The following is an 18,966-nucleotide window of genomic DNA, read 5'->3' on the forward strand; positions in this document are numbered from 1 at the left end:
TAGACTCATCTCAGTGTAGGATATCCTCCAACGCTCTCCCGCGACTACCCGCACAACAATACTCCGGTTCGCGCCCAACACGACCTCACGCCGATCGTCGGCCTCAGCCATGACGCACACCGCTCCACTACTGGGACCCTTCGAGGCCGTATATGGGGATTAGGCCCCGGAATATTGTCCCAGTGGGGTTTAGCTCCTGCTGTGGATGACGGATTTTTTAGTTCGGGACGTGACTTGACCCTCCCCCTTTGTTTTAAGGCGGGTACAGCGGATAGAAAAACACGCTCAGACGATCTTACCTGGGACAGCCGGCAGGTAACGCGTCCACTTCAGCAATTTTCCGTGCAGGGCTGTCCGGTTCCCCTGGTCTCGGGCCGAACCTGGGACGCGCGTGGTTTCTTGGAACACCTATCGAGGCCCGCGCGGATGTGATCGGACACTTGGCAGTAAGAGGTCTTGACTTGTGCATGTTCGATTCGGCAGGGTGCTACCTGCCACTAGGGCAGCTGCCGTACGACAGTGCTCAAGGGTTACTTGTTGCGATGAGAACTTCCGCACGGCGAGCGCTCGAACGAAACCATGCTGTTCAATTACCCATCGTCAGTGTGTCTAGAGGTGGGCCCAGGGCAGCCGCTTAGCTGAGCCTGCGATCCCTGGCGTCGAATAAACGTTCGTTTTGGTAGGATCACCGCATTGGGTTTAGAACTGAGCGTATACTTGGTGCCTGCTCAACCTTCGTGGCCCACATGGTCGTAGTAGGTGCAGCAGATCTGAGATCAAATCCTCTTTCCCCAACGAGACAACTCCGTCCATAGCCCAGGTTCCGAGCGGCGGCCGAAGTCCAAACCTTCCGCTATTCGTTTGTCGTACCACGACAATCAGGCCGTCGCCAGGTCGGCTGCTAGGCGCACTTAGACATGACAGGTTCTCGAAAGTACGGAGCGCCATCCTTACCAGGCAGAGATCAGCCGGTGTTTTGTACGTAAGGCCCAGGCAGGAGAGTGGTCCCAGTTTTCAACCACGCGCCTCCGCTTGGTGCTCCTTGTTTAGTGCCTCGATGAGGAGCGATCGTGATCAGTCCGCGTTTTCCAAGGTCATCGCCGGTGCCAGGCCTTTCCCCTTCGTAGCTGGCGATGAATATACGATACCCACAGAGCGGCCCATAACTGTACACTCCCTTTCTTGAGACCGAGGGGTCGAGGAGAAAAACAGGGCGCCGGTCTTACTCTCCTATGGACGCTCATCCGGGCAAACCAAACCCGTCCTGGGCGACCACCTTGTAAAGAATAAAGGTTAGGGATCACCGCTGTCCGCCGCTTGCGAGCTCCGCCCAGGAGCAGACGCCGCCCTAAGCGGGTCGCCAGTCAGGTTGTCGGTCCGGCGGGCGGCCCCCAGAGAACCCTCTGGGGACGAATTCCCACACAGCTGTCTCCGAAGCGTTGTATTAGGCCGCGAAGTTCAAGTACGCAATGATCGGGCTGGATATCACATTATGTCCATTACGCCAGCAGGTCCAGATTGCCCAGATGGGGTACTTGTGATGCAGCACATTGGTCGGGCCCCGCTTCCCTAGTGCCTGTACAGTGGCGTTGACGCACCCAGGACCAGCTCAATCCGGCAACGGCAAGGACCTCTCGCTATCACTGTACGGTCTTAATGTGGATCTGTAGTCTCTGGCTACGTTCATGAACCCGGTGACGCCATCGCCCGCCACAACTCCAGCAGCCACGTCCGGTCGAATCCGGAATCGAATGGATCGGCCACCCCTGTCGTCATCTAATCAGGGCATAAATACCTAAGACATCTGGGCACTCATAGCGTCTCACAAGGATTAAATCTCACAACATGTATGTCCTATCTGAAACTCGCAGTTGTTTGTCCGGAATTCCGGGGCCCTTCCTAGTTAGCCGCACGATCACCAGGAGGGACACCAAATTCGCAAACGTCGATACACAGTGCTTTTGGGACTTCCCCCCCCGAAATCCATTTAGTTTACAACTGAATAATTAACACGGTAGATGCAAATACACGCGGTACGGGAGGGAGTGACCATAGAAAAGGAAAAATATAACGGGAATACGAGACACATTCCCAAGAAAACAGTGGATGAGTATGACATCAAAGAGCAAAGGCCCTAACATGACCTTATAATTAGATCATTCATTGAGAGGAAAACCCGGTCCGAATTGCGTAAAAATAGCAAACTTGATTTCACTCTGGTGACGCGGAATAAAATTTCAGTATTATCATAAAGAACCAGGATAATATAGACTTATATGATGGTCAGACATAACAAGATAAGAGTAAGAATCATTGTGACGATGGAAGCAATGAGCTTGACAATGTACAATGAATGTACAACGGATACACTAGGGAAATTAAAAAGAACTTAAAAAATACTAGTTAAGACCACTATGACGGCAGAAAGGCAAGATAAAGGTAGTCATCACCAATTTAGCAAAGGATATCAACGAAAAAACACGGAATCGTCGTAAAAAGGCAGCGGGGAAGATAACGGACCCTGCTGTTTCCGATCAGACAATGACAGGACGCTATGTCCCATAAACTACTCAGCTTGACAGCTTTTGACCCTGTTGCACCGCTGCGTCTACCAGGGAACAATCTGAGGTGGACACCAGAAGGACGGCGCAGGCCACGCCGCTCACCGTCCGCGACACAGGTTCCTGGCAAGCAGTGCTTTAGCAGCGTGCACGATTGTCATGGCATTAGGGGACCCGTCTTCTGTAGCTAATCATCTCCCGCACCGCAATTGTGTCCCTGGTCTGGAACGGTCTTTAGCGAAGCCGGGGGACCAGCCCATGTTCCACAGACAATTACTCTTTTAAGATCCGGAAACTGCTCGACACACACGGCATCAACGTCCCACCAGCGATCACCCCACCCCCTGCCCTCGAAACCCTCCAAGCCCGGGTCACCGTTCTAAGCAACGATCCCAACAGCAAGATCAAGTCAACACGTTGATGATCTGCAAGCCCTTAATCAGCGGCTGGATGGGCTCGGCGCCGTGCCCCTGCTGGCGTCGACCGTTTGGTGCCCGCCTGCGGCACTGACTCGGCCTGGTCCGCATCAGTCCGCCAGGCAGAGATGGGTCTGTCTCGTTGCCTCAAACGCCTCTAGACTCTCCTCTCATGGCATCGGACTCGAACCCTCAGGAAGCGACCAGGCGCTCTGACCACCAAGCCGAGGTGCGTCGCATCGCCAACGAGCAAGCAGTGAAGTGGCACGCGCTCCTGGAGCGGCTCAAGTGACGCTTCATTACTTGAGCACGATTGACGTCCTCATCGTCGCAGAGCCCGCCTGCGGCGAGACCGAGCTTGTAGTCCGTGACGTAAACTCACTTGAATCTGCCGTGCATCGTCCGCGTGCGGAGATGTATGGGCAACAGGTCCATCCTGACCTCATTGACAAAGCTGCGGCGCTGCTCCAAGCCCTAGCGATTAACCATCCGCTGTTTGATGGTAACAAGCGCACGGCCTGGCTCTCCTGCGTCACCTTTCTGGCGTTGAACGGTGTCGACTTGCGGCCGGACATCGATGCCGCAGAGCGTCTGGTGATCGCTGTGACAACCGGTGAAATACGCGACACGCGTGATATCGCCCAAGGATTGCGGAACCTGGTGGAGGACCCGCTTTTGGGTGCGGATCCTCCACCAGGATCGTGTTGATCAGTAAGTTGTCACTGGCGGCGGCGGACCAGGCCATACAGATTGGCTTCCTGGGCTTTCGCCATCGGCAAGTGTGCTCGCGCGGGCTGCACGAGCGCTGCCGGGTCGAGTTCCTCTGCAGGGGTTCTTCTGGCCTGGGTGGGGGGTGAGCACAAGGCCCACCACCCCTCAGAATAGGTCGCGCGAATTGGTTGCGCGGCCCTTTGTGGCGTCAGTCGAGTACCTGTGACGCGTCTAGATACCGCTGGAATAGTTCAGTGAGCCAGCCCCAGTCCCCTTGGCGATTATTGAAATCCTTGATGATTTCCTGAAAGCATTCGCCTAGGCTTGAGGAATCTGCCCGGGCGAATACTTGCTCGCCTAGAGTGCCGGATAGCACTACAGTCCACGGCCGCATACCTTGTGCCATCCTCTCGTCATCCACCTTGACGAGCATGGTTACCTTGCGGAGACCAAGGGTCTCCATGATTTCTTCGATGCTCATTTTTCTGAACTCAGTACCCTTTCAGAGCCGATGCGATGTCGGATATTTTGCGCAGCTCTCCTGTGCCGACCCTTTCGACGACCCCAGACAGCTGTTTTCGGGTGACGTCGGTCATGACTCCATTGCGCTCTATCAGCAGCCTGGCAACTTCCAAGGCAGTCCGCTTGTTTCCGTTGTCGAACAAGTGTCCTCCTGGGGCTGCGATGTTCCGTACGACAAGCGCAGTCTTGTTCCAAAAGCCGTTTAGGCGGCTTGCTGATGTCATCATACTTTCAATGCTCCCGTTCACTATCGTGCTGCCCCGAACCCCCGGTTGATGCTGATGATTTCCTCGGCGGTTACTGTCACCCTGAACCCCCCTGAGATCTCATAGTAGGCTCTGGTTCCTTTGGCGAGGATTTCGATGCCGTCTATGGCCTTCTTGCCCTTGCCCCATGGTGTAGGCGCAAGAACCATTGCAGCCATAAGGCATTTGCCGAGGGTGGGGTCCTTGGCGCAATCCCTGGCGTTGTTGTACCCAATGAATTCTAAGGCGATGGCGGACAGAGTGTGGGTCGGGTGGCGTGGTGTCTATAGTCCATTCGCCCGGCGCGACAGCGCAGGCCAGTAGGCCGCCTATCTCGTTACCGCCGTAACGGGGGTGGCAGACCCTTTTCGCCTTCTCCCTCTTCTCTCGCTGTTCAATCTCTTTTTGCTTTCGCTGCTGGGCTGCCTTGCGTTCTGCCTCAGCCTGTTCAGCCTCACGTTTCTTGACAACTTCGGTCCAAGCCTGCGAGGCCAGGGATTTGGCTTCCTCGGCGCTCTTCCCTGCTGCCAAGGCGGAACGATGGGCGCTTTCGGAGTACTCGTTTGCCAGGCTGGCCGAGGTGCGGGCGTAGTCGGCGGAGAACCTGGCCTGGGCCGCGGACTCCTCGGCCTCTGTCGGCGGCGTGGTCGGCTTCGTTCGCCGCGTTGCGGGCTGTGATGGCAGACTTCGCGGCCTGGGCTGCCGAACGTTCGGCTCTGTCTGCGGACTTGGCTGCGTCGGCTGCGTATCCCTTGGCCTGGTCGGCCGACTTCTTGGCCTGGTCGGCGGCTTTCTGGGCTTCTGCAGAGGCGTTGTTCGCGACGGCTGCTGCCTTGGCCGCGATCCAGCGGTTCTGCTGGGCGTTGGCCTCGATGACCTCGCCCTGGTGGATGAGGCGCTCGAGCTGGGCGACGTGGGTGGCGGCGAGTTGGTCCTTGCGGTCGGCGATGTACTGGCCGGCCTGGATGAACTCGTGCAGTCGGTCGGCGGAGCCGACCAGGGCGATCTTGGCGGCTGCCTTCACCTCCGGGCCGCCGCTGCCCACGAGCTTGGACGCCAGGGACGCTTTCGTCGCTGTTCCGGGCCTGGTACTGCCCACTGGCCAGGAAGACGGCCAGGTCCTTGGGGTTCCTGCCGGCCAGGGCTGCTTTGGCGGCCTCCTTCACGCCGGGCCGCCGGAGTTGAAGATCCGGGAGACCTGGACGCCGTAGTCGGCGGATCCGGCCTCGTACTGGCCCGTGGTGGAGAAGTCCTTGATCTGCTGGTCGCTGCCCTTGAGGGCGTTCTGGGCGGCGGTCCGGACGGATCGAAGGGACTCTGGACACTCAGGTCCACGACCTTCTGACGCAGCTCGTCCTGCACGGACTTGCCCCAGCCCGTACGCAGGTACTCGATAACATCCGCGTCGGTGCCGGAGAGTGCCTGAGCGGCCGCTTCTTGGCCGAAGGACCCGCGGGTCTTCAAAGCGCGCAGGGCCAGGTCGCGACCCTTGGCGGCTATCGTCTTGACATCCGCGTCAGGTTTCGCAGCCTCAGCGGCAAGGCTCTTGGCTACGTCGTCCAGATTCCAGGCATCCACCACGGTGGACGCGGTCGCGGCAGTGAACTTGTACGTTTGCGCCTGCTCGGACTTGGCGCGCTCCATGGCCGCAGCGGTGCGCGTGGCGAGGTCCTCCGCCTCGGTCTCCCGGGCGATCGCGAACACCTTCTTGGCCGTGGCGACCGCCGCGCTCGCGGCGTCGGCCGCTGCCCTGGCCGCGTTGGCCTGCTTCGTGGCCTCCTTCGCGGCATCCTTGGCCTCACCGGCGTGTTTTGCCGCCTCTTCGGCGGCCTGCGCCGCCTTGTTCGCGTGGTCGGCCGCGCTGTTGGCGGCGTCCCGGGCCTCGAAGGCGGCGTCGGCGGACCTGCGGGCCAAAGACTCGGCCGCACCGGCCGCACGGTCGGCCTCCCGCGCGTGACGACGTGCCTCGGCAGCCGCCGCCTGGGCCTCGGCCGAGTGGACGCCGGCCTCCTCGGCGTGCCGGTTCGCCTCGTCGGCGGCGTCGGCCGCCTCGTTGGCGTTGCCGGTGGCGCTGCGGGCGGAGCTCGCCGCCAGGCCTGCGGCCAACGACGCCTTTCCGGCCTGCTGAGCGGCATCAGCTGATTTCTTCGCCAGCCCGGCGGCCTGCCGTGCGGCCTTGGCGAAGTTCTTCGCGGCATCGGCCTTGCTGGCGTCACGGGCCGCGTCCATCGAGGCGTTGTACGCCCGGGTCGCGGCCTCCGCGGCCGCATTGGCCGCACTCGCGGTCTGCGCGGCGGCGAGGGCGGCGATGCGAGCCGAACGCTGGGCGGCGTTGGCCGCACCGATCGCCTGCTGGGGCGGCGTCCGCAGCGGCGCGTGCGGCGTTCGCGGCCTGCTGGGCCTTGACCGCGGCCCTTGCCGAATCTTTTCTGGACGCTTCGGTTTCCCTGGCGGCCTTCTTGGCTGCTTCCTTGGCGAGTTGGGAGGCGGCGACGGCACGGGCGGACGCCTTCTGTGCCGCCTCCGTCGCCTCTTCCGCCCGCAGTCCCGCCCGCTCTGCCTGTTCGGTCAGTTCCTCGATGGAGGCGTGTTCCTGGTCGCGGTTGCGGGCGGTGAACTGGCCCACGTTCAGGAACTCGACGACGTCCCCGGGGGTGCCGCTGAGGGCGAGCTTGCCCGCCGCTTTCACATTGGGGCCGCCGGCGTTGATGATCCGGGAGACCTCGACCTGGTTGTCGTCTCTCGCGAGCGTCGTACTGTCCGCTTTCGAGGAACTTCGTGATGTCCGCGGCGGTGCCCTTCAAGGCCGCCGTGCCCGCTTCCTTGACGCCGGTGCCCCCGTAGTGGATCACCCGCGATGCCTCGACCCGCTGGTCGTCCTCGAGGGCGGCTTTCCATCCCTTCAACAGGAAGGCGGGAGGTCCTCAGCGGCTGCCCTGTGAGTGCCTTCTTCGCTGCTTCCCGAACCCCCGGGCCGCCCAGGTTGAAGATGCGGCTGGCGTCGACCGCATCGGTCGTCGTACTGGATGTCGTCCTGTCGGTGAAAAACTTCTGACGTCGTCGTCGGTGCCCAACAGGGCCCGTTCGGCGGCCTCTTTGATGCCGACGCCGCGTACCGCCAACTTCTCGACGACAGCTGCCCGGCCAGTGAGCTCGGCATCGTCGGCGGGGTCGGCCAGGGCGTCCGGTCCGGACAGGAGCCCGGTCAGGAGGGTGGGCGGGAAGAAGTGCGGCGCAGGTGGTCCAGAGCTTGAACCGACCGACAGAACTACGAGGTTGTGTTCTGCGACGCTCTTGTGGTCTGCCCTCGGAGCGTATTCGGTGTCTCATGGTACACGGTCTCTTTCCGGCCAAAGGTGCTTCGGTGAAGCCATACTTCGGATTCGAGTCGTGCGCGAGAGGCCAGCTTCACAACTGCCCGAGCCCGGCACGTACAGCCGCGAATCGAGAAGGATGGTGGGCGCATCCGGCGCGCCGTGGTGCCAGAACTACCCCTCAACGACTGCTGATTGAGGGTGCGTGCCACGCGACACTACCATGCGCTTTACTGACGGTCATTGTCCGGGGACGGCGAGTGTCCCCGGCGTGCGCCGGAAGGTGAGCATGGCGATGTCTCATGCCTGGAAAACCCTTGCTGTGGGCGCCCTCTTGGTGCTGGCTTCGTGCGCCGGATTCGCGTCAACGGCAGCGGCGCGACCTGTGCCGAACGCCGCCTCTGCGGCGGCGGGCGCGGCAGCCGTTGATGACGAGATGCCCTTCGCTGTCGAGAAGTTCGAGTATCCGGGTGCTGCCAAGATCCTTCAGGAGCGGGGGATCACGTTGCGCAAGGGCGATGGGCGCATCCTCCTCGCTGACTGCAGTGCTTCCCACGACGTCATGGTGAAGTCCCGGACCGGGCAGCAAGGACTTCTGCTTCATGGTCAAGGGCAAGCAGGGCTACCTCACGATGGAACTCCCTGATGCTTACGGCATCTTGACTCAGGACCACCCGGTCCGTGCAACGATCAGGGGTGAGGCCAAGGACACCGTGGTCAACGCCCCGAAGAACGAGTACACACCGCTTGGCGAAGCAGGTGACCGCCGGGAAGCGCTCCGTGCTGCTGGAGATTCGAGTGACTGGCTGATCTGGACGTCAGGCATCGGGATCGCACCGCTCAACTGAAGTTTGTTCCTTGGTTGAATCCTGGTTCGTAGAGGGAGATGCAGCATGCCTGTCAGCCGTCCCGCGCGCGCGGCGTGAGACCGCTGGAGTGCTTTATTTCGGACTAGCGGCACAAAGCGTTTTCACTGGATCACCGGCACAGGCTGTCTGGGGCAGACGCCCTAACGACTCTTTCGCACTTTCACGGCGAAGCTCGACATCGGTGGTCAACGTAGTTGTTCTGCTGCGCTGGTTGAGAGGAATGGCTGATCACGGCCGCCAGTTGCTTTGCTGAAAATCCTGCCCAGAGCCTTGACGGTACCGGCCGGGGCACCGACGGTTGAGCACCACTGCCACGATCGGCCGCACGGATCTGTCCAGGGGCGGCGCCAGCGTGGTGGACGTGGTGGAGCTTGTGCCCCGTGGCGACCGCGACGTGGTGATGGCCCGCCTGGCCAAGCCGCGCCGAAGGGGCTGCTCCCCCTCGCCATCGGCTTCAACCCGCTCCTCCAGGGCGAAGACGTCTGGGCGTCGGGCTACGGCCGGACCGGGGACGAGTGGGTTCCGGACCGTTTGCACTACGGAAGTTCGCCGTAGGAGCGGTCAAGAACACGTCGGTCGGCGTCCACCAGCAAGGATGGGGTGGCCCTCTGCCAGGCGGACACCGGTGGACCGCGTTTCGCCTGCTGGGAGGCCGGGCTGAGCTCGTCGGCGTCAACAGCCAGTCCTGGCAGGGCGGATGCCTCGGCTCCGACAGCGCCGAGACGCGCAAGGATGCACTCGACACTCGCGGTTGACGACATCGCCGGCTGGATCCAGTCCGTATCGTCACGCACACTCCTGTCGCGTCGCGACTGGAAGGAGGTCGCCTACACCGCATCCGGCTACATTCACTACCAGCGAGGCCGATCGCAAGCGCCACATGGATCTGTTCGTCGTCTGGAACGACGGAACGGCGAGCATCTTCCAAGGTTCGGACATGCCGACCCCAAGACTCCGTTCACTGCCGAGTACAAAGTCCCTGCCCCGCCCGGCAGGCAGCTGGCAGTACGCTCGCGCATTGCCGCGGGGAACTTCGCCGGGAGTGGCTCGGACGGGCTTTTTGTGCGGTGGAAGGATGCGGAGTGACCGAGTACGGCCACCTCGACCTGAAGGGTGTGCACGACGAACGGATGCTCGCGCACGGGATCGACAAGGACCACCCCACCAGCTTCTGGGCGAATGCCCGGTTGTGGACCGTCGGTGCGTACTCCGGTGACGGTCGGCGCGACGATGTCCCTGATCCTGTGGGAGAACGGCTCGACATCCCTCCAGGCCGATATCCACACCAAGAAGCTGGATGGACATGTCCAGTTGTCCGAGGCCCAGAAGTCCTGGGAGAACGCAGCAGAGATCAGTGCCGGGGAGTTCACAGGAAAGAAGACATCCGACCTGCTCATCCGGTGGAAGGACGGGGAGACCAGTATCTTCCCCGGTGTTGACGCCAGCTACCACGGTCCGCTCAGAATCAGGATGCGGAGTCGTCCGTGGAAGAACGCGCGCACCCTCACCACGGGTTCGTTACACCAACAGCGACAACGGCGTCAACGACGTCCTGATCAGCTGAACAACGGGAACCTGGGTTTCTACCCCGACGTCGACGCGGAGGGGACTCATACGGGATCGAGCTTGTCGGCTGAGCCGTGAGTTCTATCCGCATCGTGGTGACAGCAGGCAAACGACATGGAGGAGGAACTCGGTGAAGACATCACGGATCGGCCGTCGCATCGCGGCGGGCTGCGCTGGTGCACTCGTGATCGGTGCCGTGGCGGTGGGTCTCGCGCCGGTCGCCGCCGCGAAGAGTTACGCCGTCACGATCGATAAGGTCGCGCTGAAGTCGCCCGGCCTTGCTGTGGAGTTCACGTACTCCTGCGACGCGGGTTCACGGGACTGGCTGGTCGCCAATGCGACCGATGTCAGCATCAATGCGGGGGCGACGGGTTCGGCGATCGTCAAGACCGACAAGCTTGTGTGCGATTACAACAGCACAAGACGCGGGTCTATCTGCCGCCCCATCAATGGGGAGTTCTTCAAGGGCAGCAAGGCGAGGTCGTTCTCTACTACTTCGACCCCGAGACCGGTTACCGCAGCATCGAGGCGAGCGCCACCACAGTGGTGTAAGCAGGGAGTCAGCCCAGGACCCGTACTGATCACCAGCGGTGCGGGTCCGCCTACCGGTAGGGCGTGAGGCTCACGGTGATCTCGCATTCGAGGGCCGCGGCCAGACGCTGGAGGACGGGGATGGTCGGTATGGCCTTGCCGGACTCGACGCGTGAGATGAAGGCCTGCCCTGTCCCTGCGCGGGGTGGCGAGCTCGGCTTGTGAGAGGCCGAGTTCGACTCTTCGGGAGCGGACGAGGACGGCGGTGTTCAATGCGATGCCTCGTTGTAGCGCGGCAGTTTCACCGGTGTCGATGACCCACTCGTTGATGTGTGATCTTGTCTCCGAAGGTGTAGGGAACTCGGGCGCTGTACTCGGAGGTACCGCTCTTCGAGGTGATGGCCCAGTAGTGGACGCAGGTGCCGTCGCGGGGGTCGACGATCAGATAGTGCGGAATGCCGAGCCGGGGGTAGTGGCGCAGTTTTGCTCTCGTAGTCGTTCTCCGGATTGGAAGGGGAGACGATTTCCACAGCTGCGAGCAGGGCCTTCGGGCTGATGGCGTCATCGGTGTCCATGGCCGCCTCGGGCAGGACGAGGACGTCGGGCGGCGCAGCTGACCGAGATCGGCATCCTCGATGTCACCGGAGGTAGTGGCGACGATTCCGGGGGGGAGCTGCGGCTGGAGCTGGCGCTCGATGCGCAGTGCGGCGAGGTCGTGACGGCCGGCGGGGCTCATCATCATGACGATCTGACCGTCGCTGATCTCGACGTGCGAGCTCAAGGGCGCGGGCGGCGTGAAGTGTTCGGCGAGTGAGCGCAGGTGCCGATAGATCTCTCGTCGGGTGGCAGCCGTCATGGTTTCACCCTACATGACGGAATCGTCATAAGCGGGGGCCGGAAACGACCCGGGGGCCAGTGCCGCTCTCACGAGAGCGGCACTGGCCCCCGGGTCGTTCAGCCGACGGGATCAGATCCGCGTCAGGCGTCGAACACCTCGTTCACCAGTGCCGTCTGCTCGGCCTGGTGGCGCTTCGCCGAGCCGACCGCCGGGGACGACGAGTGCGGGCGGGAGATGCGGCGGAGGCGCTCCGGGGCCGGGACGTCCGCGCCGACCGCCAGGTCCAGGTGGTCGATCAGGTTGAGGGCGATGAACGGCCAGGCGCCCTGGTTCGCCGGCTCCTCCTGGGCCCAGATGTACTTCTGGGCGTTGGGGAACTTGGCGATCTCCGCCTGGAGTTCGGCACCCGGGAGCGGGTACAGGCGCTCGAGGCGGATGAGGGCGGTGTCCGTGGCGCCGCGCTTCTGACGCTCGGCCTCCAGGTCGTAGTAGACCTTGCCGGAGCAGAAGACGACCTTGCGGACGGCGGCGGCGTCGACGCCGTCGTCGCCGATGACCGGGCGGAACTGCCCGCTCGTGAACTCTTCCGCCTTGGACGCCGCGGCCTTCAGACGCAGCATCGACTTCGGGGTGAAGACGATCAGCGGCTTGTGGTGCGGGTTGTGGACCTGCCAGCGCAGGAGGTGGAAGTAGTTCGAGGGGAGGGTGGGCATGGCCACCGTCATGTTGTTCTGCGCGCAGAGCTGGAGGAAGCGCTCGATCCGGGCCGAGGAGTGGTCCGGGCCCTGGCCCTCGTAGCCGTGCGGGAGGAGGAGCGTGACGCCGGACGTCTGGCCCCACTTCTGCTCGGAGGAGGAGATGAACTCGTCCGTGATGCTCTGGGCGCCGTTGACGAAGTCGCCGAACTGGGCTTCCCAGAGGACCAGGGCGTCCGGGCGGGCCAGCGAGTAGCCGTACTCGAAGCCCATCGCCGCGTACTCGCTGAGCAGCGAGTCGTAGACGTTGAAGCGCGCCTGGTCCTCGGAGAGGTAGAGCAGCGGGGTGTAGTCCTCGCCGGTCTCGCGGTCGACCAGCACGGCGTGGCGCTGGCCGAAGGTGCCGCGGCGGGAGTCCTGGCCGGCGAGCCGGACCGGGGTGCCCTCCATCAGCAGCGAGCCGAAGGCGAGGGTCTCGCCCATGCCCCAGTCGATCATGCCGTCCTCGATGCTGGCGGCGCGGCGCTGCAGCTGCGGCACCAGGCGCGGGTGCACCGTGACGTTCTCCGGCGTGTTGACCTGCGACTCGGCGATCCGCTTGAGGACCTCGGCGGAGATCGCGGTGTCGACGGGGGCCGGGAACTCCGGGCCGGAGGGGGCCGCGGGGGCCTCCGCCGGGACCGGGCTGGCGTCGGCGTCGCGGACCTCGACGAAGACCTTCTCCAGCTGGCCCTGGTAGTCCTGCAGGGCCTGCTCGGCCTCCTCCAGGGTGATGTCGCCCCGGCCGATCAGCGACTCGGTGTAGAGCTTGCGCACCGAACGCTTCTTGTCGATCAGGTCGTACATCAGCGGCTGGGTGAACTGGGGGTTGTCCGACTCGTTGTGGCCCCGGCGCCGGTAGCAGATCAGGTCGATGACGACGTCCTTGTTGAACGTCTGGCGGAACTCGAAGGCGAGGCGTGCGATGCGCACGACTGCTTCCGGGTCGTCGCCGTTCACGTGGAAGATCGGCGCCTCGATCATCCGCGCGACGTCGGTGCAGTACATCGACGAGCGGGAGGACTCCGGCGGCGCGGTGAAGCCGACCTGGTTGTTGATGACGATGTGCACGGTGCCGCCGGTGCGGTAGCCGCGCAGCTGCGACATGTTGAGCGTCTCGGCGACGACGCCCTGGCCCGCGAAGGCCGCGTCGCCGTGGAGCTGGACCGGCAGGACGGTGAAGTCCGTGCCCGCCTTGCCGATGATGTCCTGCTTGGCGCGGGCGATGCCCTCGACGACCGGGTCGACCGTCTCCAGGTGGGACGGGTTGGCGGCCAGCGAGACCTTGATCTGCTCGCCGTCCAGGCCGGTGAAGGTGCCCTCGGCGCCCAAGTGGTACTTCACGTCGCCGGAGCCGTGCATCGACTTCGGGTCGAGGTTGCCCTCGAACTCGCGGAAGATCTGCGCGTACGACTTGCCGACGATGTTCGCCAGGACGTTGAGGCGGCCGCGGTGGGCCATGCCGATGACGACCTCGTCGAGGCGGGCCTCGGCGGCCGCGTCCAGCACCGAGTCCAGCAGCGGGATGACGGACTCGCCGCCTTCGAGCGAGAAGCGCTTCTGGCCGACGTACTTGGTCTGGAGGAACGTCTCGAACGCCTCGGCCGCGTTGAGGCGGCGCAGGATGCGCAGCTGCTCCTCGCGCTCCGGCTTGGCGTGCGGGCGCTCGACGCGGTCCTGGATCCACTTGCGCTGCTTGGGGTCCTGGATGTGCATGAACTCGATGCCGGTGGTGCGGCAGTACGAGTCGCGCAGGACGCCCAGGATGTCGCGCAGCTTCATCAGGGACTTGCCGGCGAAGCCGCCGACCGCGAAGTCGCGCTCGAGGTCCCAGAGGGTCAGGCCGTGCTCGGTGATGTCCAGGTCGGGGTGCTTGCGCTGGCGGTACTCCAGCGGGTCGGTGTCGGCCATGACGTGGCCGCGCACCCGGTACGCGTGGATCAGCTCGAAGACGCGGGCGGCCTTGGTGACGTCGTCGTCGTGCGAGGCGTCGATGTCCTTGAGCCAGCGGACCGGCTCGTAGGGGATGCGCAGCGCCTCGAAGATCTCGTCGTAGAAGCCGTTCTCGCCGAGCAGCAGCTGGTGCATGATCCGCAGGAACTCGCCGGAGGCGGCGCCCTGGATGACGCGGTGGTCGTACGTCGAGGTCAGGGTCATGACCTTCGAGACGCCCATCTTGTTCAGGGTGTCCTGGGAGGTGCCCTGGAACTCGGCGGGGTAGTCCATCGCGCCGACGCCGAGGATGAGGCCCTGGCCGGGCATCAGGCGCGGCACGGAGTGGACGGTGCCGATGCCGCCGGGGTTGGTCAGCGACGCGGTGACGCCGGTGAAGTCGTCCATCGTCAGCTTGCCGACGCGGGCGCGCTTGACGATGTCCTCGTAGGCCTGCCAGAACTCGAAGAAGTTCAGGGTCTCGGCCTTCTTGATGGCCGCGACGACGAGCTGACGGTCACCGTTCGGCTTGACCAGGTCGATGGCCAGGCCGAGGTTGACGTGCTCGGGCTTGACGAGGGTGGGCTTGCCGTCCTTCTCCGTGAAGGAGTGGTTCATCGACGGCATGAGCTTCAGCGCCTGCACCATGGCGAAGCCGATGAGGTGCGTGAAGGAGACCTTGCCGCCGCGGGCGCGCTTCAGGTGGTTGTTGATGACGATGCGCTGGTCGAACAGCAGCTTCACCGGGATGGCGCGGACGGACGTGGCCGTCGGCAGCTCCAGGGAGGCGTTCATGTTCTTGGCGACCGCGGCGGAGGGGCCGCGCAGCGTCACGAACTCCGGACCGGCGGCCGGCTCGGCGGGCGCGGCGGCCTTGGCCGCCGGCTTGGCGGCGGCGGGCTTCGCCGGGGCGGCCGGAGCAGCCGCCGCGGGCTTCGCGGGGGCCGGAGCCGGAGCCGCCGGAGCCGCGGGCGCGGCCGGGGCCGGGGCCGGAGCGGCGGCGGCCGGGGCCGCAGGCGCGGGGGGAGCGGCCGCCGGGGGCGCGGCAGGGGGCGTCGTGCCCCCGGTCACGGCCTGCTGCGCCGCAGCAGAGCTCGTGTCCTTGCCCGGCTTGTAGTCGGCGAAGAAGTCCCACCAGGCTCGGTCGACCGAGTTCGGGTCCTGGAGGTACTGCTGGTAGATCTCGTCGACGAGCCACTCGTTGGGACCGAACACGTCAGCAGGGCTCTTGCCCTGCCCGTCTTGGTCGGTCGAGATGCTCGATGAGTTCGGGGACTGTGGCGACACGGCGGCAACCGCCCTCTTCCGCTTCCTAAGGTGGTGGACAGCGGGAATAAAGGCTACGCCTGTCAGGGGCTCCCATGCAGGTCGCCGAGGCCAGTCGTCGCCTAAGTCACACTCTGTACGGGGTTTCGGGGCATGACTCGACGGGAAACACACGAAGTTTCCCCTGTCCCGCCCCGGTCCTGCGCGCTTTCGGGTTCGCCGAAGCTCGCCGCACATCCGGACGAATGTGTGCCTCCGTCTCCGACCCTACGTCAAGACTGATCACGAGGTCCGCCCGGAAGAGTGACCTTGATGCGACAACCACGCGGGGATTCGGCCACCCCGATGCTTCCGCCGTGCAGATCGACGGCCCAGCGGGCGATGGCCAGCCCCAGCCCCGTCCCGCCGTCGCTGTCCGGCCCGTGGTGACCCGAGCCGCCCCGGTTGAACCGCTCGAAGACCCGGTGTCGCTCCGCCGGGGGGATGCCGGGGCCCTCGTCCAGGACCTCCAGGGCCAGCGACTGGGCGCCCTCGCCGCGCCGGGCGCGGATGGTGACCCGGCCGTGCGGCGGGCTGTGCCGGACGGCGTTCTCCACCAGGTTCGCGACGACCTGGTGCAGCCGCTCCGCGTCCGCGTGCGCGGTCAGCTCCGGCGGCGAGACGTCCAGGTGCAGATGGACGTCCTTGCGGATGCGCGGCGAGGAGCCCGTCCCGCAGGTGATGCTCGCCTCCTTGAGCACCCCGGCCAGATAGGGCCAGACCTCGAAGCTGCGGGTGTGCAGCGGTACGACACCGTTGTCGAGCCGCGACAGGTCCAGCAGGTGCTCCACCAGCCGGCCCAGCCGCTCCGTCTGGCGCAGCGCGGCCCGCATGGTCTCGGGGTCGGCGGCCGAGACGCCGTCCACCACGTTCTCCAGCACGGCCCGCAGTCCGGCGATCGGGGTGCGCAGCTCGTGCGAGACGTTGGCGACCAGCTCCTTGCGGTGGGTGTCCACCGCCTCCAGGTCGGCCGCCATCCGGTTGAAGGCATGGGCCAGGGCCCCGAACTCGTCCCGCCGCCCGGCCCGCACCCGCCGGCTGTAGTCGCCCCCGGCCATCGCCCGGGTGACGGCGGTCATCTCGTCCAGCGGCGCGGTGAGGCCGTGCGCCACGAACTGGGTGATCAGCAGCGAGGCGATGATCGAGAAGACGGTGATCACGCGTAACCCGGTCGCCGAGCGGAAGGCCACGAAGACCAGGAAGGTGGTGATCACCACCGAGCCGACCACCAGCCAGCCGAGCGCGGCCTTGACGGAGCGGTAGGGGTCCAGCGGGCGCAGCGCCTCCCAGACCCGGGCCGCCGGCCCCGGCGGCGGACAGTCGGTCATCGGCGGCCCGTGCGTCCGTGACCCGTGCGTCCGTGGCCCGAGTATCCGTGGGCCGGGCATCCGTGGCCCGGGTGCCCGCGTCCCCTGTTTCCGTGGCCCGTGACCCTCATGCGGCCGGCGTCTCCAGCGCGTACCCCACACCGTGCACCGTCCGGATCCGCTCCGCGCCGATCTTGCGGCGCAGCGCCTTGATGTGGCTGTCGACGGTGCGGGTGCCGGAGGCGTCCGCCCAGTCCCAGACCTCGGCCAGCAGCTGCTCCCGGGAGAGCACCGCGCGCGGGGTGTTCGCCAGACAGACCAGCAGGTCGAACTCGGTCGGGGTGAGGTGCACGTCCGCGCCCCGCACCCGCACCCGCCGCTGCGCGTGGTCGATCTCCAGCTCGCCCAGCCGCAGGATCCCGCTGCGCGGGGTGTGCGCCGCCAGCGTGGCGCGCTCCACCCGGCGCAGCAGGACGTGCACCCGCGCGGCCAGCTCCCGCATGGAGAACGGTTTGGTCATGTAGTCGTCGGCCCCCCACGCCCAGCCCGACGAGCATGTCCGTCTCGTCGTCGCGGGCGGTGAGCATGAGCACGGGCACGGGTCTCTGGGACTGCACCCGGCGGCACACCTCAAGGCCGTCGTAGCCCGGCAGCATCACGTCCAGGACCAGGAGGTCCGGCTGCCAGGCCTCGGTGGTGTCCACCGCCGCCGGCCCGTCGCCGGCGATCCGCACCTGGAAGCCCTCGGCCCGCAGCCGGGCCGCGATGGCCTCCGCGATCGTCCGGTCGTCCTCGACGACCAGCACCCGCCGCTGTGCTCCCGCGGATGCTGCGGTGCCGCCCGGGCCGATGTGTGTCTGCTCCATGCGCCCCGCCCCTAAGCGTCGCCCCTGGCGACTCGAGCGCCAGTCCTCTCGAGTGCCTGATGAGTGCCTGTTCACTGCCAGTCCTCACGACCGTGGCAAGCAGGGTACGGGCAGGTGGCAGGGCACGGCTACGCGGCAAGGACGCCGAGGTGGACCACGTCCGGGACGCCTCGGGCAACGCTGATCTCTTCGGTGGTTACCCCCGTCGAACCCGGCATTCCGGAGCGCTTTCTCGAACTCCGCGGACGGTTGTGCGGACCAGACGGCCAGCACCCCGCCCGGGCGCAGTCGCTCCCGGCAGGCCCTGAGGCCGGCGGGGGAGTAGAGGCTGCCGTTGTCATCGGTGACGGTCCAGTCGGGCCCGTTGTCGATGTCGAGGCAGAGCGCGGCGTAACGCTCCCCTGTGGTGCGGATGTGACGGACGAGGTCCGCCTCGACGATCCGGACGCGCGGGTCGGCGAGGGCCGTCCCCGAGATCCCCGCCAGCGGCCCCGTCCGGTGCCAGTCGATGACGGCCGGCTCCCGCTCCACCACGGTGATCCGCCCCCAGCGCGCCTCCTCGGCGGCCCGGACCAGCGAGAAGCCGACGCCCAGCCCGCCGATCAGCACGGCCGGGGCGTCGAGATCCGCCGGCAGGACCGCGAGCGCCGCCTCGACCAGCCGCCGCTCGGAGCGGCCGTCCGAGGTGTCCATCAGGAAGCAGCCGTTCTCGATGATCTCCAGCACCCCCGGCCCGGTGCCACGCCGCCGCAGGACCACCTCCCCGTACGGGCCCTCGCGGCGGTCGAGCGTGACGGGACGTCCCTCGGACGTCCCGGATGTGTCGGATGTGTCGGACGTGAACGCGGCGGACATACGGGCCTCCGGAGATCGTTGATGTTCGTCGGACGCACCGGAAGGTTAAGAGGTTGACCAGCGTGTGCGGCCTCACGGCCGGAACGTGATTCCTCCGGGGGCCGGGAGCCGTACTGTTCGTAGTGCGGCGGCGTCCCCCGTCGGGCCGCCGCGCGAGACCCGAGCACGCCAGGGGAGCGACAGGGAGAAAGGGGCCCGGCCGAGTGACCGCGGTTGACCCCGCCGACGCGCACGAGGAAGCGCCGGCCGCCGGCGCCCCCCGCGCCCGCGGGAACCGGCTGCGCGGCCTCCGCCGGTTCGTCCCCCACCCCCCGGGCCACCCCCTTCACGTTCTGCTACGGCCTGGTGCTGCTCGCCACCGCCGTCTACACCGAGTTCGGCGACGAGGCCACCG

General features: G+C 65.3%; 13 protein-coding genes and 5 pseudogenes. 5 read left to right on the forward strand and 13 right to left on the reverse strand.

What is annotated here, in order from left to right:
- Positions 1 to 3,265 precede the first annotated feature (3,265 nt).
- Positions 3,266 to 3,685, forward strand: a complete 420-nt coding sequence (locus ABD794_RS07625; protein ID WP_344961800.1) for a type II toxin-antitoxin system death-on-curing family toxin — start codon at positions 3,266 to 3,268, stop codon at positions 3,683 to 3,685.
- A gap of 211 nt (positions 3,686 to 3,896) precedes the next feature.
- Here the strand turns inward: ABD794_RS07625 and ABD794_RS07630 are convergent, their stop codons facing one another.
- The 7 genes and pseudogenes from ABD794_RS07630 to ABD794_RS07660 form a co-directional block, all read right to left on the reverse strand.
- The gene (locus ABD794_RS07630) at positions 3,897 to 4,169 is read right to left on the reverse strand and encodes a hypothetical protein (RefSeq protein ID WP_344961802.1); all 273 of its coding nucleotides are present in this window, start codon (positions 4,167 to 4,169) and stop codon (positions 3,897 to 3,899) included.
- Between the two features lie 10 nt (positions 4,170 to 4,179).
- Positions 4,180 to 4,353 (reverse strand): hypothetical protein, encoded by a 174-nt coding sequence (locus tag ABD794_RS07635; RefSeq protein WP_344961804.1) that lies wholly within the window; start codon positions 4,351 to 4,353, stop codon positions 4,180 to 4,182.
- A 556-nt stretch (positions 4,354 to 4,909) separates the two neighbouring features.
- Entirely contained in the window at positions 4,910 to 5,479 is a 570-nt protein-coding gene (locus ABD794_RS07640; RefSeq protein ID WP_344961806.1) for a hypothetical protein, read from the reverse strand.
- A gap of 100 nt (positions 5,480 to 5,579) precedes the next feature.
- Positions 5,580 to 5,780, reverse strand: a pseudogene (locus tag ABD794_RS07645) (hypothetical protein); the annotation flags it as partial.
- Between the two features lie 887 nt (positions 5,781 to 6,667).
- Positions 6,668 to 7,144 carry a hypothetical protein gene (locus ABD794_RS07650; RefSeq protein ID WP_344961808.1) on the reverse strand — a complete coding sequence of 159 codons (477 nt, stop codon included), beginning with the start codon at positions 7,142 to 7,144 and terminating at the stop codon, positions 6,668 to 6,670.
- Between the two features lie 115 nt (positions 7,145 to 7,259).
- Positions 7,260 to 7,307 (reverse strand): annotated as a pseudogene (locus ABD794_RS07655) (hypothetical protein); the annotation flags it as partial.
- Between the two features lie 72 nt (positions 7,308 to 7,379).
- Positions 7,380 to 7,577 carry an ALF repeat-containing protein gene (locus ABD794_RS07660; protein ID WP_344961810.1) on the reverse strand — a complete coding sequence of 66 codons (198 nt, stop codon included), beginning with the start codon at positions 7,575 to 7,577 and terminating at the stop codon, positions 7,380 to 7,382.
- 794 nt (positions 7,578 to 8,371) lie between these two features.
- On the opposite strand from ABD794_RS07660, the gene ABD794_RS07665 reads away from it, so the two are divergent.
- From ABD794_RS07665 to ABD794_RS07675, 3 genes are all read left to right on the forward strand, one after another.
- Positions 8,372 to 8,617, forward strand: coding sequence for a hypothetical protein (locus ABD794_RS07665; RefSeq protein ID WP_344961812.1), 246 nt, complete (start codon positions 8,372 to 8,374; stop codon positions 8,615 to 8,617).
- Positions 8,618 to 9,838: 1,221 nt separating this feature from the next.
- Positions 9,839 to 10,282 (forward strand): hypothetical protein, encoded by a 444-nt coding sequence (locus tag ABD794_RS07670; protein ID WP_344961814.1) that lies wholly within the window; start codon positions 9,839 to 9,841, stop codon positions 10,280 to 10,282.
- A 324-nt stretch (positions 10,283 to 10,606) separates the two neighbouring features.
- Positions 10,607 to 10,756 carry a hypothetical protein gene (locus ABD794_RS07675; RefSeq protein WP_344961816.1) on the forward strand — a complete coding sequence of 50 codons (150 nt, stop codon included), beginning with the start codon at positions 10,607 to 10,609 and terminating at the stop codon, positions 10,754 to 10,756.
- A gap of 50 nt (positions 10,757 to 10,806) precedes the next feature.
- On the opposite strand, the gene ABD794_RS07680 is transcribed toward ABD794_RS07675, so the two are convergent.
- From ABD794_RS07680 to ABD794_RS07705, 6 genes and pseudogenes are all read right to left on the reverse strand, one after another.
- Positions 10,807 to 10,914 carry a helix-turn-helix domain-containing protein gene (locus ABD794_RS07680; RefSeq protein WP_344961826.1) on the reverse strand — a complete coding sequence of 36 codons (108 nt, stop codon included), beginning with the start codon at positions 10,912 to 10,914 and terminating at the stop codon, positions 10,807 to 10,809.
- A gap of 122 nt (positions 10,915 to 11,036) precedes the next feature.
- Positions 11,037 to 11,591, reverse strand: coding sequence for a Uma2 family endonuclease (locus ABD794_RS07685; RefSeq protein WP_344961818.1), 555 nt, complete (start codon positions 11,589 to 11,591; stop codon positions 11,037 to 11,039).
- 122 nt (positions 11,592 to 11,713) lie between these two features.
- The gene (locus ABD794_RS07690; RefSeq protein WP_344961820.1) at positions 11,714 to 15,526 is read right to left on the reverse strand and encodes a multifunctional oxoglutarate decarboxylase/oxoglutarate dehydrogenase thiamine pyrophosphate-binding subunit/dihydrolipoyllysine-residue succinyltransferase subunit; all 3,813 of its coding nucleotides are present in this window, start codon (positions 15,524 to 15,526) and stop codon (positions 11,714 to 11,716) included.
- Between the two features lie 251 nt (positions 15,527 to 15,777).
- On the reverse strand, positions 15,778 to 16,872 hold the full coding sequence (locus ABD794_RS07695; protein WP_344961822.1) for a HAMP domain-containing sensor histidine kinase: 1,095 nt from the start codon (positions 16,870 to 16,872) through the stop codon (positions 15,778 to 15,780).
- 106 nt (positions 16,873 to 16,978) lie between these two features.
- Positions 16,979 to 17,717: pseudogene (locus ABD794_RS07700) on the reverse strand (response regulator transcription factor).
- A 128-nt stretch (positions 17,718 to 17,845) separates the two neighbouring features.
- A pseudogene (locus ABD794_RS07705) lies at positions 17,846 to 18,572 on the reverse strand (spermidine synthase family protein).
- Between the two features lie 213 nt (positions 18,573 to 18,785).
- Between ABD794_RS07705 and ABD794_RS07710 the strand changes: the two are divergent.
- Positions 18,786 to 18,966 (forward strand): annotated as a pseudogene (locus ABD794_RS07710) (rhomboid-like protein); the annotation flags it as partial.

It is taken from the genome of Streptomyces thioluteus (assembly GCF_039535865.1).

Excerpts from the sequence above, each read along its gene's own strand:
- ABD794_RS07630 (WP_344961802.1), bottom strand. The coding sequence starts at position 4,169 with ATGAGCATCGAAGAAATCATGGAGACCCTTGGTCTCCGCAAGGTAACC.
- ABD794_RS07665 (WP_344961812.1), top strand. The coding sequence starts at position 8,372 with ATGGTCAAGGGCAAGCAGGGCTACCTCACGATGGAACTCCCTGATGCT.
- ABD794_RS07685 (WP_344961818.1), bottom strand. The coding sequence starts at position 11,591 with ATGACGGCTGCCACCCGACGAGAGATCTATCGGCACCTGCGCTCACTC.
- ABD794_RS07695 (WP_344961822.1), bottom strand. The coding sequence starts at position 16,872 with ATGACCGACTGTCCGCCGCCGGGGCCGGCGGCCCGGGTCTGGGAGGCG.